Below are 14,303 nucleotides of genomic sequence, written 5' to 3'. Positions count from 1 at the left end.
GAAGGTGCTCATGAGAAATCCCCTAAATGTCTTGGTGGGAATTTAGGGGATTTGGGGGGATTTTGCAAAGGTCTCAGCCGGTCAATAGCGGGGCATGGCAGGGTCGATTTCGCGCGCCCACGCGTCGATGCCGCCTTTCAGGTTTGCCGTTTGCTCAAAGCCGGCGTCGGCCAGATAGAGGGCGCAATATTGGCTGCGGATGCCGTGGTGGCAATAGACGACGATTTCTTTGCCGTCCGGCAATTCGTTTTGGCGCATGGACAGTTCGTTCATCGGAATCAGAATGCTGTTCGGCAGGCGGCAGAGAGCGGCTTCTTCCGGTTCGCGTACGTCCAGCAGCAGGATATCGGAGGATGCGGAGAGTTTGTCTTGCAGTTGTTGCGGGGTCAGTTGCGGGATGTCGTACATAATCGGATTTCGGTTTGTGTGAATGCGGTTTGCCGTTTTCAGACGGCCTTTGAGTAGAAACGGCCGGGTGGAAATGCCCGGCCGCAAGCTGCATCATGGAAGTATGGTTTAAAAATCGAATCCGCCGAAAGGAGCGGCTTTTTTGCCGTTCAAGTTGGGAATCAGGGTGTCGAACAGTGTTTTTTCGCTGAAACTGTCGCCGTTCCGGGTAATCAGGCGGGCGCGCTGAACGGGATGGCTGCCGGTAACGGCAATCAGGCGGCCGCCGTCGCGCAGCTGCTGTTTCAGGATTTCGGGGATGTCGTCCACCGCGCCGCCGATGTATACGGCATCAAACGGGGCGGAGGCATTTTGCGTCCTCAGGCCGTCGTTGGTTTGGAAGACGATGTTGTCGTAGCCCAATCCGTCCAGTACGGCTTTTGCGCGTGCTTGTTGTTCGGGGTCGATGTCGACGGTAACCACTTCCGCCGCCAGTTTGGAGAAGACGGCTGAGGCATAGCCCGAACCGGTGCCGATTTCCAGCACTTTGTCGGTCTTTTTCAAGGCCAGCCCCTGAATCATGCGGGCGACGATTTTCGGTTCCAGCATGGCACCGCCGTTGGGCAGTGTCAGCGCAAGGTCGGCGTAGGCATAGTTTTTCTGTTCTTCGCCGACAAAGGCTTCGCGCGGGATGGCTTCCAGTGCGTCGAGAAGGTCGAAGTCCAACACGTCCCACGGACGGATTTGTTGCTCGACCATATTGAAACGTGCTTTTGCAAAGTCCATTTTGTGCTCCGTTGTTTTGCTTCGGTGTGGCAGACGGCGGGATTATAAAGGTTTTAGTGTGGCTTTGACAGTTGGCGGATAATGCCGGTTGTCGGTGGAGGCCGTCTGAAGGGCGGGGTAGGGCGGTTGGCGGCCTTTTCAGACGGCCTCTGCCAGTAGCCAGTGCTGCAGGCCGATTAAGGTTTTTGCATCTTGGATTTCGTTGTTTCTGATGGCGGCCAGTACTTCTTGGCGGTCAAGCAGCACGGTTTCGACAAATTCGTCTTGGTCGGGATGCAGTTTGCTGCTTTTGCTGATGTTGAAGGCGCGGTAGAGATACATTTTTTCGTCGCAGAATCCTGGCGCGGTGTAGAAGGTGGCGGCCAATTCCACTTTTTCGGCGGCATAAGGCGTTTCTTCCGCCAGCTCGCGTAGGGCGCAGGTGGCAGGGTCTTCGCCTGCGTCGAGTTTGCCGGCCGGCAGTTCGAGCAGGGCTTGGCCGGTGGCGTAACGCCATTGGCGGACAAAGACGATTTTGCCGTCTGGGGTTTCGGCTAAAACGCAGGCCGCCCCGGGATGGCGGATGACGATGCGTTTGCTGTTATTGCCGTTGGGCAGGCGGACGGTGTCGCAGGCGATGGTGACAAATGTGCCGTTGAAAATGGGTTCGCTGCCGATTTGGGTTTCGGTTAAATCCATGATGCTTTCCTTGATGGTGTTCGGGCCGTCTGAAAAGGCGGCGGCTGTGATTATAGCGTTTTCAGACGGCCTTGAGGTTTGATTTGCCGTACGGGCTGGTGGAAATTAGAATATGGCGATTTTGGTTTGACAGGAAATAATATGAAAACGAAAGGTGTGATGTTGTCTATGCTGCTTTGCGCCGTTTGCACGGCATGGGCGGGCAATGACCGGGATGCGGAGAAAATCCGTTTGGTGGAAAAGATTTATCGGGAACAAGGTTTTATGAAATATGCCTCTCCTGAGTTTAAACGGATTGTCCGCAAGGGGGAGAAGATTGCCTATCGGGACGAGCCGATGGGGTGCGAGTTGTTCGAGCATTATCAATTGGGCTTCAGTAACGGCGACAGCGAAGTGCCGTGGGTGCAGAAATTGAAGATTTCCGTGCGTCCGAACGGCATGGTGCACGCGCATTATTTGGTCGAGGGAAAACGCCGGGTCGATAATGATTTCAAGATTTCCTGCAATGGCGGAAAGTGTGTGGTTGATGATGTGCTGTATGGGAAGTCCAGCTATCGCAAGGATCACGAATATATCGTGAAATTTGGAAAATGCCCTGAATAGGGAATGAATAAACGCTAAAAACCGCAAGCCGAATTTGATGCGATTGATACCGTTCAGGATTGTTTAAGCAGGATTTTTTGAAACCGGCTGTTTTGCGGGCCTGCCGCTTGCCTAAAGTCGGATATAAGAAAGCGGGAAAGTACAATTATAGTGGATTAAATTTAAATCAGGACAAGGCGACGAAGCCACAGACAGTACAAATAGTACGGCAAGGCGAGGCAACGCCGTACTGGTTTAAATTTAATCCACTATATGTGTACGGTAAAGTCCGGTTCGGTAGGAAAAAAGGCCTGAAAAGATGGGAAAACCAGACTGGTTAAGATAAAAGGCCGTCTGAAAATCGGTTTTCAGACGGCCTTAATAATGATTTGGAACAGGCTGATCAGTGATGATGGCCGTGCGGGCCGTGAACATGGCCGTGTTCGATTTCTTCTGCCGTCGCCGGGCGGATGCTTTCTATTTTGGCTTTAAAACGGATTTTCATGCCGGCCAGAGGATGGTTGCCGTTTACCACGACTTTGCCTTCCGCCACATCTTCTACGCGGAACACCACCACGTCGCCGTCAGGCATATCGGCTTCAAACATCATGCCGGGTTTGACTTCGGTCGGGAAAGCATCGGCAGATTCGATACGGATGAGATCGGAGTCATGTTCGCCGAAAGCATCGTCGGGCTGCAATACGACATCCACTTCGTCGCCAATGTTTTTTTCGTGCAAGGCTTCTTCCACTAAGGGGAAAATACCGTCGTAACCGCCGTGCAGATACACAATCGGCTGCTCTGTTTTGTCGATAAGCTGGTCGTTGGCGTCAAACATTTCGTAATGCAGGCCGACGACGGTGTCTTTTTTAATCATGGATGTCTTTCGGAATTAGGTTAGTAAAGACTACATTGTAACATAGTAGCCGTATGTACTTAGTTATTTGCTATGGGGCTTAGGGGAATGCAGCCAACCCCCTGCTATTTGAAGATTATTGTTGCGTTTTTACTACGTATAAACCGATATTGTGGTAAATAAATATTTTATGTGGATGTTTAACCGGAGTATCAGAAAATGATGATTAACACAGTGATAGAAATGGAAAAATATAGCCAGGGCGGTGTTGAATATCTATGTTTCGTATATGTCTTTTGCATATATTTTGTTTCAAAAACGGGAGATTCTACTTTGCATAGGCTTAATGCTGTGTGATTCAGGTCAAAAGTATGATTGATTTTGCAGGAGCAGAGGGGCATAATTGCGGCGTTCAGCATGAATCTGCAAATATTTTCCATCTGGCCCAAACAGAGCCGGATGGTGTGTTTTTGCTGATATTTTATTGACTATAATATTGTTTTAAAGTTAGGTGTTTAATATGAAAAAATCTCTTTTGGCCGCTGCCCTGATGTCTTTGTTTTTGACCGCTTGTGGTGATAAAGCCGCTGATGCTGCCGCTTCTGCTACTAACGCTGCATCTACTGCTGTTACTGAAGCTGCATCTGCAGCATCTGCCGCTACTGAAGCTGCATCTGCTGCCGGCGAAGCTGCTGCATCTGCTGCTGAGGCTGCTGCATCTTCTGCTGAGGCTGCTGCATCTGCTGCTGAGGCTGCTGCATCTGCTGCCAGCAAATAATTTTGTAAAGCATCATTCTCAAAAAGGAGCGCTTCGGCGTTCCTTTTTGTTTTGACCATTGTCGGTTTGATGCAGTTCAGAATGGTTGAAATCAGCCTATCCGTCCCTATGCGGAGACAGGCCGTCTGAAAACCTTTTTCAGACGGCCTGTCTGTTTCCATTATAATTCCGCGTTCCATTGTCAATATTCAAACGCTATGTCTGCTATTTACCAACAACTTGCCGCCTTGCTGCTGCCGCAGGAAATTCTGTCCGAGCCTGCAGGCCTGCTGACCGACCAACGCCGCCGCTATACCGGAACGGCCGATTTGGTGTTGCAGCCGCAAAGCGTGGAGGCGGTGCAAACCATCATGCGTTTTTGTTTCGGGCACCGCATCCCTGTTACCCCGCAGGGCGGCAATACCGGACTGTGCGGCGCGGCTGTGCCGAGTGGCGGCGTTTTGCTGAATTTAAGCCGTCTGAACCGCATCCGCAACATCAGTACGGCTGACAATGCGGTTACCGTTGAAGCGGGTTGCGTGCTGCATGACGTGCAGCAGGCGGCGGAAGGTGCGGGTCGGTTTTTTCCGCTCAGCCTGGCCAGCGAAGGATCGTGCCAAATCGGCGGCAATATCGCCTGCAATGCGGGCGGGCTGAACGTGTTGCGTTACGGCACGATGCGTGATTTGGTAATGGGTTTGGAAGTGGTGCTGCCGGACGGCGAATTGGTTTCGCACCTGCATCCGCTGCACAAGGACACCACGGGCTACGACCTGCGCCAACTGTTTGTCGGCAGCGAAGGCACGCTGGGCATCATCACCGCCGCCACGCTGAAACTGTTTGCCCTGCCGAAAAGCCGCGAAACCGCTTGGGTGGGTGTGAACGGCATTGGGCAGGCGGTCGAATTGCTGACCCTGATTCGGGAACGCTTTGCCGAACGCCTGTGCAGTTTTGAATTGATCAGCCGCTTTGCTTTGGAACTGTCGTCCGAATACAGCGGTATTACGCCGCCGACCGATGCGCCATGGCACATTCTGTTGGAATTGACCGACTCGCTTTTCCGTGGCGATTTGGCCGACCTGTTGGCCGAAACCTTGATGGAGCATGGTTTCGACAACAGTATTTTGGCTCAGTCGGAAAGCGGGCGGCGCGATATGTGGACGTTGCGCGAAAACATTTCTGCCGCCCAACGCCGTCTCGGCGCGAGCATCAAACACGACATTGCCATGCCGATTGCGCGGGTGGGTGAATTTGTCGCCAACTGCGGCCATGCCTTACAGGCGGCTTTTGCGGGCATAGACATCGTGGTATTCGGTCATTTGGGCGACGGCAGCCTGCATTACAACACTTTCCTGCCGCAAACTTCAGACAACGGTGTTTATGCTTATGAAGATGCGGTCAATAAGGTTGTGTACGAAAACGTGCTGGCCTGCGACGGTACGATTGCCGCCGAGCACGGTATAGGCCAAGTGAAAAACCACTGGCTGCCGCGTGTGCGGAGCACTGCCGAAATCGCCCTGATGCGTGCGGTCAAGGCTGCTTTCGACCCGCACAATATGATGAATCCGAACAAACTTTTGCCGGAGCAGCCGTAATGTGCAAACGCCTTATCCGCCATGCCGCCTGCCTGCTGTTTTTATCATTCCCCGCATTGGCGGAGGCCTTCGACTGGCATACGCCGGCAATGGACAGCCGTTTGTGGAAAATCAGCAAGGCCGGCCAGCCCGATTCTTATCTTTTGGGAACGCACCACGTCGGCCGCAGCGGCGATGCCTTGCCCGACAACATCCGCCGCATCCTGCAGAAAAGCGACCGGCTGATAACCGAAGTCGCCATGCCGTCCAAGCCCGATGCCGCATCAGCCGCCGGTTTGGACGATATGACGCCTTGGGGTGCGCTGATGCTGCAGGCTTCCGTCAAGCCGCTGGGCTTTCAGACGGCCTCAGGCATAGACCGCCTGCTTGCCCGTGCCGCCGAGCAATACCGCATACCCGCCGACAGTTTGGAGCGTTATCAGGACATCACGCGTCCTTATGAAACCCTGCCGACCGCGCGCATTGCCGAACTCATCGTCGCGAACAACCGCCATCCAGAACAAACCGCCGCCCAAATCGAACGGCAATACGCACTGTATCATTCAGGCCGTCTGAAAGAACTGATGCGCCTTTCCGCAGACAGCAGCGAATACAGTAAAGGATTGCCGCCGCAGAGCACGGCTTTCTGGCAAAATTGGCTGGAACAAAGCGTACTGCTGCCGCGCAACCGCGCGTGGCTGCCGAAAATTTTGAACGAACTGCCCAAACGCCGAAACCTGATTGCCGTCGGCATCGCCCACCTGCCCGACGAAAACGGCCTGATTATGCAGTTACGGCGGCAGGGTTATACGGTCGAACCTGTTGCCGAATAGACAAAAGGCCGTCTGAAAGCCCGAAAAACATCATGCAAGAAACCACCGACAAAACCGTATACCTCTACACCGACGGCGCATGCAAAGGCAATCCCGGCACGGGCGGCTGGGGCGCATTGTTGCGCTACGGCCGGCACGAGAAAGAACTCTTCGGCGGCGAAGCCCAAACCACCAACAACCGCATGGAACTGACCGCCGTCATCGAAGGCCTGAAAGCCCTGAACCGCCGCAGCCGCATCGAAATCCACACCGACTCGCAATACGTTAAAAACGGCATGGAAAGCTGGATACACGGCTGGAAGAAAAACGGCTGGAAAACCGCCGCCAAACAGCCGGTCAAAAACGAAGACCTGTGGCGCGAACTCGACCGCCTGTGCGGCGAACACGACGTCGTTTGGCGGTGGGTAAAAGGCCATGCGGGGCATACGGACAACGAACGTGCGGACGCACTGGCTAACCGCGGCGCGGCAGCCGCAGCCGGCCGGGCAGGGCGGTCATAATGGGATGCAGGTGCTTCATTTTTACAAAAAACGGCTTACTCCGCTTTTACTGCCTTCATGCAAGGTATTCTGCTATATGATAGGGAATTGACGGTTTCGGCGGTTGCCGAATATCAAGATGCGTTCATCCGTTTTTATCGGGAGACAAACGCCTGATTTTCAAACGTGGCGGAAAAAAATGAAAACTTGTTTTTCAGACGGCCTCCCGACCGATTTCAACATCATCCAACCACAAGGAAACCTCATGAGATTTTTTTGGATAGTTATCCTGTTGCTGTTGTCGCCCTTATTGGCATTGCTGTTTTTCCGTAAAAACGGCAGTCAGGCTGCGCCGTCCGACAAATCCGACGCGCTGCTTGGGCATACCGGGCCAGCCGTATTGCTGGAAGAATCCGAATATTCGGAAGAAGAAGCAGACGACGAGTCCGCCGAAGCACTGTTCAGGCAATGGTTGGGCGTTATCTACCGCGACCAACCCGAAGAAGTGGACGCCATCATTGCCAACTTGAAAGAAAACGCCGACGATGAGGAAGAATTGGATTTCGGCAGCATCATTGAAAGCTTCTTTTTGCTGCACAATAATTTGAATGACACCGAGCATCTGTTTTCCGTGGATTGGAAAGACGGGGAAAGCTTTATCGGCTTTATCGCCGACATTGCCGACCGCTTCAACGCCAAACTGGAATGGAGCGAAGAACAAATGGAAGAAGGGCTGCCCGACCAACTGGCCTTGGCTGCCTATCCCGTGCTGCTGGCTGCCGGCGCCGTCCTCTACAGTGTGCAAACCGGCGGCGACTACTACACATTCATTGCCGTCCCACAACAGGATGCGGCCGATTTCGAGCACGCCTCCGAACAATACGGGTTGCAAATATGGCGCGCGGATTCTGAACCCGAATTTTGAATAAGGATGCAGGCCGTCTGAAAACATGACATTCCGCCCTGTCCGGAATATCCCTTTAACCCCCTTTCAGACGGCCTTTTGCATCTTGGGAGCGCATTCTGCCGACACGCAAGCCGTCATGCCAAGAAAACAAAATTATGCTAAACTCGCCGCTTTGTTTTCCGTCCCGCAGAACGGGGCTTCCATACCGAACGGGCTGCGGCCCATACACACCGACTAACTGAAAAAATTAAGGGTTTACGATGAGCGTAACACTAGAAACACTTGAAAACCTGGAACGTAAAGTAACGCTGTCCCTGCCTTGGAGCAGCATCAACGCAGAATGCGACAAGCGTTTGAAACAAACCGCGCGCAAAGCCCGCATCGACGGCTTCCGCCCCGGCAAAGCACCCTTGTCGATGATTCAATCCATGTACGGCGCCAGCATCCAAAACGACGTCATGAACGAATTGGCACAAAAAGTATTCTTCGACACCGCCGTTGCGGAAGGCTGGAAAATCGCCGGTATGCCGCGTTTGGAAGGCGTTGAAGGTCAAGACGACAAAGAAAACTTCTTGTTCTCCGGCGTATTCGAAGTCTTCCCCGAAGTGAAAGTCGGCGATTTGTCCGGCCAGGAAGTTGAAAAAGTGACCGCCTCCGTCGGCGATGCGGAAGTTGAAAAAACCATCGACATCCTGCGTCAGCAACGCACCCGCTTCAACCACACCGAACGTGCGGCCAAAGACGGTGACCGCGTCATCATCGACTTCGCAGGAAAAATCGACGGCGAAGCCTTTGCCGGCGGTTCTGCCGAAAACTATGCCTTCATATTGGGTCAAGGCCAAATGCTGCCCGAGTTTGAAGCAGGCGTGAACGGCCTGAAAGAAGGCGAAAGCAAAGACGTCGAAGTAAACTTCCCCGAAGACTACCACGGCAAAGAAGTTGCCGGTAAAACCGCCGTCTTCACCATTACCGTGCGCAACGTAGCCGAACCGGTACTGCCGGAAGTAGACGAAGTCTTCGCCAAAGCCTTGGGTATTGCCGACGGCAACATCGAAACCATGCGCGCGGAAGTGAAGAAAAACGTTGAGCGCGAAGTAAAACGCCGCGTAGACAGCCAAAACAAAGAAGCTGCAATGGAAGCACTGCTTGCCGTGAGTGAATTGCAGGTGCCGAACGCCCTGATTAACGAAGAAGCCGAACGACTGGCTGCGGAAATGAAGCAGAACTTCATCAACCAAGGCATGGCCGATGCGAAAAACCTAGACTTGCCGGCCGATATGTTTAAAGAGCAGGCCGAACGCCGCGTCAAATTGGGTCTGATTCTGGCCGAAGTCGTACAAGCCAACGGATTGGAGCCGAGCAAAGAGCAAATCGACGCAGTTATCGCCGACTTTGCCGAAAGCTACGAAGATCCGCAAGAAGTCATCGATTGGTATCACGCAGACAACAGCCGCCTGCAAGGCCCGACTTCCTTAGCTGTTGAAGCCAATGTAACCGACTTTGTACTGGGCAAAGCCAAAGTAACCGAAAAAGCTTTGTCGTTCGACGAAGTCATGGGCAACCAAGCCTAAGGCCGTCTGAAAAGCGAAACAAGCACCGAAGCTGCCGATGCGCTTTGGTGCTTTTTAAACAAAAGGAGCCGAGATGTTTCCCGAAATTACCAACAACACCCTGATTCCTACCGTTATCGAACAAAGCGGGCGCGGTGAAAGGGCTTTCGATATTTATTCACGCCTGTTGAAAGAACGCATCATCTTCCTAGTCGGCCCCGTTACCGACCATACGGCGAATCTGGTTGTGGCGCAAATGCTGTTTTTGGAAAGCGAAAATCCCGATAAAGACATTTTCTTTTACATCGACTCGCCCGGAGGATCGGTAACCGCCGGTATGTCGGTGTTTGATACCATGAATTTCATTAAGCCGGACGTATCCACCCTGTGCCTCGGCCAGGCTGCCAGCATGGGCGCATTCTTGCTGTCTGCCGGTGCGAAAGGCAAACGTTTCGCCCTGCCGAACAGCCGCATCATGATTCACCAGCCACTGATTAGCGGCGGCTTGGGCGGACAGGCTTCCGATATCGAGATTCATGCCCGCGAACTGATTAAAATCAAGCAGAAACTGAACGAATTGTTGGCCAAGCATACCGGCCAGCCTTTGGAAAAAGTCGAACGGGATACCGACCGCGACAATTTCATGTCTTCGGAAGCCGCCAAAGAATACGGCCTGATTGACGAAGTCATCGCCACCCGTGCGGATGCTTTTAAAGCAATGAGCAAATAAACCGGAAATTCCCAGGGATAACCTGTTTGATATAAGAAGGCCGTCTGAAAGATATGTTTCAGACGGCCTTCCTTATTGATGACAGCCCGACAGCGGACGAACATATGCTGATACGGGGCGTGCATCGAAACAATACGGTTTGCCAGGGGACGGGACGTACGTCTTTTGTTAACCATGCAAACCGACTATAACAGGCCAAATTTGGCGGGAGCCGATCCGGTACGACCGCAGGATTTCATCTCACCATACGCCCAGTATCGAAACAGAACGCCGTATCGTTTACCCTTTTAAAGTAGCGGCGATGAATTCTTCCTGTTTCGCTTTGGCGCGGCCGCTGTCTATAGCCTCCCTCGCCGCAGCCATGCCCTCCGTCAGGGAGGAGGCGACATTGCTGGCATATAGCGCGGCAGCGGCGTTGAGCAGCACGATATCCCGAGCCGCGCCTGCTTCACCTGCCAGCACGGCGTTCATCATGGACAGCGATTCCCGGCTGTCGGCTACCTTGATTTCATCCAGATTGCGCTGCAACGGCAGGCCGAACTGTTCGGGCGAAATGGTGTATTCGCGGATGGTGCCGTCTTTCAGTTCGGCCACATAAGTTTCGCCTGTGAGGGTGATTTCGTCCAGGCCGTCCGAACCGCAAACAACCAAAACATGTTGCGAACCCAGTTGTTGCAGAACGCGCGAGAGGATGCCGCACAAATCTTTGTGAAACACGCCTAAAAGTTGGTTGGGCGCGCCCGCCGGATTGGTTAGCGGGCCCAAGATGTTGAAAATGCTGCGGAAGCCGAGGGAGCGGCGCACGGGGGCAACGTAGCGCATGGCGCTGTGGTGGTTGGGTGCGAACATAAAGCCGATGCCGGTTTCTTCAATGGTTCGGGCCACTTGTTCGGGCGACAAATCGGTTTTCGCGCCCATTTGCTCGACGACGTCGGCAGCACCGCTGGATGAGGAAACGGAACGGCCGCCGTGCTTGGCTACTTTCGCGCCGGCAGCCGCGGCGACGAACATGGCCGTGGTGGAAATATTGAAGGTTTTCGCACCGTCGCCGCCTGTGCCGACGATATCGACCAGCCCGCTTTTGTCTGCTACGGGAACGGGGGTAGCAAATTCGCGCATCACGGCCGCGGCCGCAGTGATTTCGGAAACCGTTTCGACTTTAATCCTCAGGCCGGTCAGGATAGAGGCAATCTGTTCGGGCGGCACTTGGCCGCTCATGATTTGACGCATCAAGTCGGTCATTTCGTCGTAAAACAATTCGTTATTGCTAATCAGGCGTTCGATGGCTTGTTGCGGAGTAATCATAGCTGTTCCTTTCTTGTGATGGGTTGTAACAGGGCGGTATTGCCCCGAATCGCCACCCGGTATGAAGGTGGGTCGGAGATGCCGCTATGTCTTTGGCCGTCTGAAAGCGGCGTTGGCTTGGCGGAAAGGATGAGATTATAGCGGCTACCCCGTTTGTGCGTAAGAAAGGCCGTCTGAAACGCTGCCCCGTTTTTTCAGACGGCCTCAGGCATGGGGTGGTCATGATATTGAAAACGCGACAAACCGGCTTTGCGGTTTGATTTGGAAAATGTGTTAAGCCGATATGGTGGCGGCCGTTTCAAGGCAGGCTGTGTTTTTGTATGAGCCCTCAGATAGGAAGAGGCCGTCTGAAAACGGGAAATATGTTTTCAGACGGCCTTCTGATGAATGGGATTTAGCCCAAGTTATGCGCGTTTGCGGAATTCACCGGTACGGGTGTCGATTTCAATTTTGTCGCCGTTTTCCACGTAGGACATGACTTGGATTTCGGTGCCGCCGACCAGACGGGCGGTTTTCATCACTTTGCCCGAAGTATCGCCTTTAACGGCAGGCTCGGTGTATTCGACTTCGCGCACAATGATGGTAGGCAGTTCCACAGAAATCGGGTTGCCTTCGTAGAAGGTTACTTCGCATACGTCTTCCATGCCTTCGACGATGAATTTCAGCGCGTCGCCGATGTTGTCGGCTTCGATTTCGTATTGGTTGAATTCTTCGTCCATGAAGACGTACATCGGGTCGGCAAAATAGCTGTAAGTACAGTTTTTGCGGGCCAGGATGACGACGTCGAATTTGTCGTCGGCTTTATAGATGTTTTCGGAAGCCGCGCCGGTCAGCAGGTTTTTCAGTTTCATGCTGACTTTGGCGGAAGAGCGGCCGCCTTTGATGTATTCGGTTTTCTGTACCACCATCGGGTCGTTGCCGACCATGAATACGTTGCCTGCGCGCAGTTCTTGTGCGGTTTTCATGTTGCTGTTCCAATTCTGAAAGGTTTAAAAATCAAAGCGCGCCATTTTAGCGGTGTTTGATAAAGTTGGCTAGTTTTTCCGTTGCCGTTTGTTGCCTGAACAGGCGGTCTCGCCAGCTTTCCGCCACAGCCGCCCATCGGCTGTGCCCGTGGCGCAGGGTTTGCCAGTATTTCAGTCGTTGATGCGGGTTCAGACGGCTTTTGCCGTTCAATTCTTCGGACAGCGCGCGATGGGCTGTTGCCAATTCGGACGGGAATAGGGGATATATCTGCCGCCAAAATGCCGACAATTTGTCCAAATGCGTCATTTCGTCCTGCGGATAGATGTGCCAGAAAAACGGTTTGCCTGAAAGTTGGGCACGGACGAAGCTATCTTCGCCGCGTACAATCAGGCCGTCTGAACAATGCAGTAGGCGGTCAAACTCATCCTGAGGGACAAACGGTATCCGAACCAGCCGGACCGGGCCGGTTTGCAGGCTGTCGCCGTCGCACGTCAAACATCCCGAAGGAATGGCGACGGCCTGTTTCAGGCTGTCGATAATCTGTCCTCCCGCCAACAGCAGGGTTATCGGTTCGCCTGCGTCCTGCCACATTCTCAGCCAATCCGCCCATATCGGGCTTCGGTAGCCGAACAGCAGCCATTCCGGTGCATTTTTGAACGGCAGCCCCAGCCGTTTTCTGAAGGCATCGATGTCAAAATCAATCAGTTCGGCATAGTTTTTCTCCCGTAACAGGCCGCCGCTGCGTTCGTCAAAACCCATCAGCCAGAAATATTTCGCCGTTCCGTCGGTTTGCGGAGACGGTTTGCCGTGCATGGCCACAGCCCAATCCTCCGCACTCAGGTATTCCCAGTTCAGCCATAAGGCGTTTTGATCGCGTATATTTTTTTTCACGGCATCAGGCAGGCGGCAGCCGAAAGTTTCGATGACTATGTCGGCACGGTAAGACCATTGCGGCCACTCTTCCCCTTCCCGCCATACTTTCAGCCCTATGCCCGCATAACGGCAGGGAAGGGCGGGCAGGTCCGGGCATAAAGTACGCAAAGCAGTTTCATCGTCAAGCCACAACGTTACCTGCCAACCCAATTCGTTATACAAAATGCGCGACAAGCGCCAACTGACGCCGATGTCGCCGAAGTTGTCGATAACGGTGCAAAATAAATGACAGCAAAGAGTATCGGAATGAGGCATTGTGCGGATCTTTATATTTAAGCGGACAGCGGCGCGGTTTTACGCCGATTTACCGTTTTGTCAAGCGAGAAACAGCAATAAAATGCCGTTTATCCACATTGACAAAAATAATTGCCGATGTCGTAAGGAAATTTCATTTATCATGCTTGACAAGGTAAAAAATAATATAAAGCGTTGTATTTAAATAAAAATATGTATTGCTTATTTTTTAGGCAAATTAAGGGCAAACAATGATTCAACAGCAAAAGCCCTTGTCGCCCACACTGTATTCACAAAGTTATCCACAGATTTTGTGGGCAACTCAAAGACGCCTTGTTTTATCGGGAAATTTGTTAAAAAATGACAAAGGACTGAACCTGGTTGGCAGTGATAACTGCAGATTCTTTGCTCGGATACGCTTTCTCCAATAAGCGTTTTGCCTCCTTATATTGAAGGCGTAATATGTACGGATGATAAATATATCTGTGGGAAATCATCGCGTTGTTTACACTACAGGTTGAGAAAAGTAAGCCTGCAATACCTCAAACGGCGTATCGCCATTCAAACTGCGGTGCGGCTTCACAGTGTTATAGAAATTAACAAAGCGGCACAACTCCTTTCGCCGGTGTTCCGGACTGTCAAACAACTGTTTCTCATGCCACATCTCCATCAGGGTGCGGATAACCCGTTCCGCCTTACCGTTGGTCTGCGGACGGGCAACCCGGGTAAACTTTTGACCAATCCCG

The 14,303-nt window shown here is 52.8% G+C and carries 16 protein-coding genes and 1 pseudogene; 9 read left to right on the top strand and 8 right to left on the bottom strand.

Annotated elements, in window-relative coordinates:
- Positions 1–81: 81 nt before the first annotated feature.
- The 3 genes from ACTHSL_RS11085 to ACTHSL_RS11075 form a co-directional block, all read right to left on the bottom strand.
- Positions 82–408 carry a rhodanese-like domain-containing protein gene (locus tag ACTHSL_RS11085; RefSeq protein WP_107919212.1) on the bottom strand — a complete coding sequence of 109 codons (327 nt, stop codon included), beginning with the start codon at positions 406–408 and terminating at the stop codon, positions 82–84.
- A 108-nt stretch (positions 409–516) separates the two neighbouring features.
- Positions 517–1,173 (bottom strand): protein-L-isoaspartate O-methyltransferase family protein, encoded by a 657-nt coding sequence (locus ACTHSL_RS11080; protein WP_440381447.1) that lies wholly within the window; start codon positions 1,171–1,173, stop codon positions 517–519.
- 138 nt (positions 1,174–1,311) lie between these two features.
- Positions 1,312–1,851 carry an NUDIX hydrolase gene (locus ACTHSL_RS11075; RefSeq protein WP_440381446.1) on the bottom strand — a complete coding sequence of 180 codons (540 nt, stop codon included), beginning with the start codon at positions 1,849–1,851 and terminating at the stop codon, positions 1,312–1,314.
- Between the two features lie 141 nt (positions 1,852–1,992).
- Here ACTHSL_RS11075 and ACTHSL_RS11070 point away from each other — a divergent pair, with 141 nt between their 5' ends.
- Both ACTHSL_RS11070 and ACTHSL_RS11065 read left to right on the top strand, forming a co-directional pair.
- Positions 1,993–2,454, top strand: coding sequence for a hypothetical protein (locus ACTHSL_RS11070; protein WP_283119519.1), 462 nt, complete (start codon positions 1,993–1,995; stop codon positions 2,452–2,454).
- A gap of 137 nt (positions 2,455–2,591) precedes the next feature.
- Positions 2,592–2,711 (top strand): annotated as a pseudogene (locus tag ACTHSL_RS11065) (IS5/IS1182 family transposase); the annotation flags it as partial.
- Positions 2,712–2,836: 125 nt separating this feature from the next.
- On the opposite strand, the gene ACTHSL_RS11060 reads toward ACTHSL_RS11065, so the two are convergent.
- Entirely contained in the window at positions 2,837–3,310 is a 474-nt protein-coding gene (locus ACTHSL_RS11060) for an FKBP-type peptidyl-prolyl cis-trans isomerase (RefSeq protein WP_049248225.1), read from the bottom strand.
- 499 nt (positions 3,311–3,809) lie between these two features.
- Between ACTHSL_RS11060 and ACTHSL_RS11055 the strand changes: the two genes are divergently transcribed.
- The 7 genes from ACTHSL_RS11055 (at position 3,810) to clpP (ending at position 10,119) form a co-directional block, all read left to right on the top strand.
- A complete protein-coding gene (locus tag ACTHSL_RS11055) occupies positions 3,810–4,067 on the top strand; it encodes a hypothetical protein (protein WP_049248226.1) in 258 nt (85 codons plus the stop codon).
- Positions 4,068–4,264: 197 nt separating this feature from the next.
- Positions 4,265–5,641 (top strand): FAD-binding oxidoreductase, encoded by a 1,377-nt coding sequence (locus ACTHSL_RS11050; RefSeq protein ID WP_440381445.1) that lies wholly within the window; start codon positions 4,265–4,267, stop codon positions 5,639–5,641.
- The gene (locus ACTHSL_RS11045) at positions 5,641–6,453 is read left to right on the top strand and encodes a TraB/GumN family protein (protein WP_440381444.1); all 813 of its coding nucleotides are present in this window, start codon (positions 5,641–5,643) and stop codon (positions 6,451–6,453) included. Before ACTHSL_RS11050 ends, ACTHSL_RS11045 begins: the two co-directional genes overlap by 1 nt.
- 32 nt (positions 6,454–6,485) lie before the next feature.
- On the top strand, positions 6,486–6,953 hold the full coding sequence (rnhA, locus tag ACTHSL_RS11040; RefSeq protein ID WP_440381443.1) for a ribonuclease HI: 468 nt from the start codon (positions 6,486–6,488) through the stop codon (positions 6,951–6,953).
- Positions 6,954–7,131: 178 nt separating this feature from the next.
- Entirely contained in the window at positions 7,132–7,857 is a 726-nt protein-coding gene (locus tag ACTHSL_RS11035) for a DUF6630 family protein (RefSeq protein WP_440381442.1), read from the top strand.
- Between the two features lie 242 nt (positions 7,858–8,099).
- Positions 8,100–9,410: a trigger factor gene (gene tig, locus ACTHSL_RS11030; RefSeq protein ID WP_440381441.1), complete on the top strand. Its 1,311-nt coding sequence runs from the start codon at positions 8,100–8,102 to the stop codon at positions 9,408–9,410.
- 73 nt (positions 9,411–9,483) lie between these two features.
- The gene (clpP, locus tag ACTHSL_RS11025) at positions 9,484–10,119 is read left to right on the top strand and encodes an ATP-dependent Clp endopeptidase proteolytic subunit ClpP (RefSeq protein WP_049248231.1); all 636 of its coding nucleotides are present in this window, start codon (positions 9,484–9,486) and stop codon (positions 10,117–10,119) included.
- Positions 10,120–10,398: 279 nt separating this feature from the next.
- Here the strand turns inward: clpP and trpD are convergent, their stop codons facing one another.
- The 4 genes from trpD to ACTHSL_RS11005 all read right to left on the bottom strand — a co-directional run.
- Positions 10,399–11,424, bottom strand: a complete 1,026-nt coding sequence (gene trpD / locus ACTHSL_RS11020; protein WP_440381440.1) for an anthranilate phosphoribosyltransferase — start codon at positions 11,422–11,424, stop codon at positions 10,399–10,401.
- 404 nt (positions 11,425–11,828) lie between these two features.
- Positions 11,829–12,389: an elongation factor P gene (gene efp / locus ACTHSL_RS11015; RefSeq protein ID WP_283114477.1), complete on the bottom strand. Its 561-nt coding sequence runs from the start codon at positions 12,387–12,389 to the stop codon at positions 11,829–11,831.
- A gap of 46 nt (positions 12,390–12,435) precedes the next feature.
- A complete protein-coding gene (earP, locus tag ACTHSL_RS11010) occupies positions 12,436–13,578 on the bottom strand; it encodes an elongation factor P maturation arginine rhamnosyltransferase EarP (RefSeq protein ID WP_440381439.1) in 1,143 nt (380 codons plus the stop codon).
- A gap of 484 nt (positions 13,579–14,062) precedes the next feature.
- Positions 14,063–14,303 (bottom strand): integrase core domain-containing protein (locus tag ACTHSL_RS11005; RefSeq protein WP_440381438.1); only part of this gene is annotated, 241 nt, incomplete at its 5' end.

Origin of the sequence: Neisseria sp. P0008.S010 (assembly GCF_051962715.1) — a bacterium.
GTDB classification, from domain to species: Bacteria; Pseudomonadota; Gammaproteobacteria; order Burkholderiales; family Neisseriaceae; genus Neisseria; species Neisseria elongata.
The sequence above is the reverse complement of the archived record's forward strand: the minus strand, read 5'-3'. Positions and strand labels throughout refer to the sequence as shown.

Excerpts from the sequence above, each read along its gene's own strand:
- tig (WP_440381441.1), top strand. The coding sequence starts at position 8,100 with ATGAGCGTAACACTAGAAACACTTGAAAACCTGGAACGTAAAGTAACG.
- ACTHSL_RS11080 (WP_440381447.1), bottom strand. The coding sequence starts at position 1,173 with ATGGACTTTGCAAAAGCACGTTTCAATATGGTCGAGCAACAAATCCGT.
- ACTHSL_RS11035 (WP_440381442.1), top strand. The coding sequence starts at position 7,132 with ATGAAAACTTGTTTTTCAGACGGCCTCCCGACCGATTTCAACATCATC.
- earP (WP_440381439.1), bottom strand. The coding sequence starts at position 13,578 with ATGCCTCATTCCGATACTCTTTGCTGTCATTTATTTTGCACCGTTATC.
- ACTHSL_RS11085 (WP_107919212.1), bottom strand. The coding sequence starts at position 408 with ATGTACGACATCCCGCAACTGACCCCGCAACAACTGCAAGACAAACTC.
- ACTHSL_RS11055 (WP_049248226.1), top strand. The coding sequence starts at position 3,810 with ATGAAAAAATCTCTTTTGGCCGCTGCCCTGATGTCTTTGTTTTTGACC.
- ACTHSL_RS11045 (WP_440381444.1), top strand. The coding sequence starts at position 5,641 with ATGTGCAAACGCCTTATCCGCCATGCCGCCTGCCTGCTGTTTTTATCA.
- trpD (WP_440381440.1), bottom strand. The coding sequence starts at position 11,424 with ATGATTACTCCGCAACAAGCCATCGAACGCCTGATTAGCAATAACGAA.
- ACTHSL_RS11070 (WP_283119519.1), top strand. The coding sequence starts at position 1,993 with ATGAAAACGAAAGGTGTGATGTTGTCTATGCTGCTTTGCGCCGTTTGC.
- clpP (WP_049248231.1), top strand. The coding sequence starts at position 9,484 with ATGTTTCCCGAAATTACCAACAACACCCTGATTCCTACCGTTATCGAA.
- efp (WP_283114477.1), bottom strand. The coding sequence starts at position 12,389 with ATGAAAACCGCACAAGAACTGCGCGCAGGCAACGTATTCATGGTCGGC.
- ACTHSL_RS11050 (WP_440381445.1), top strand. The coding sequence starts at position 4,265 with ATGTCTGCTATTTACCAACAACTTGCCGCCTTGCTGCTGCCGCAGGAA.
- rnhA (WP_440381443.1), top strand. The coding sequence starts at position 6,486 with ATGCAAGAAACCACCGACAAAACCGTATACCTCTACACCGACGGCGCA.
- ACTHSL_RS11060 (WP_049248225.1), bottom strand. The coding sequence starts at position 3,310 with ATGATTAAAAAAGACACCGTCGTCGGCCTGCATTACGAAATGTTTGAC.
- ACTHSL_RS11075 (WP_440381446.1), bottom strand. The coding sequence starts at position 1,851 with ATGGATTTAACCGAAACCCAAATCGGCAGCGAACCCATTTTCAACGGC.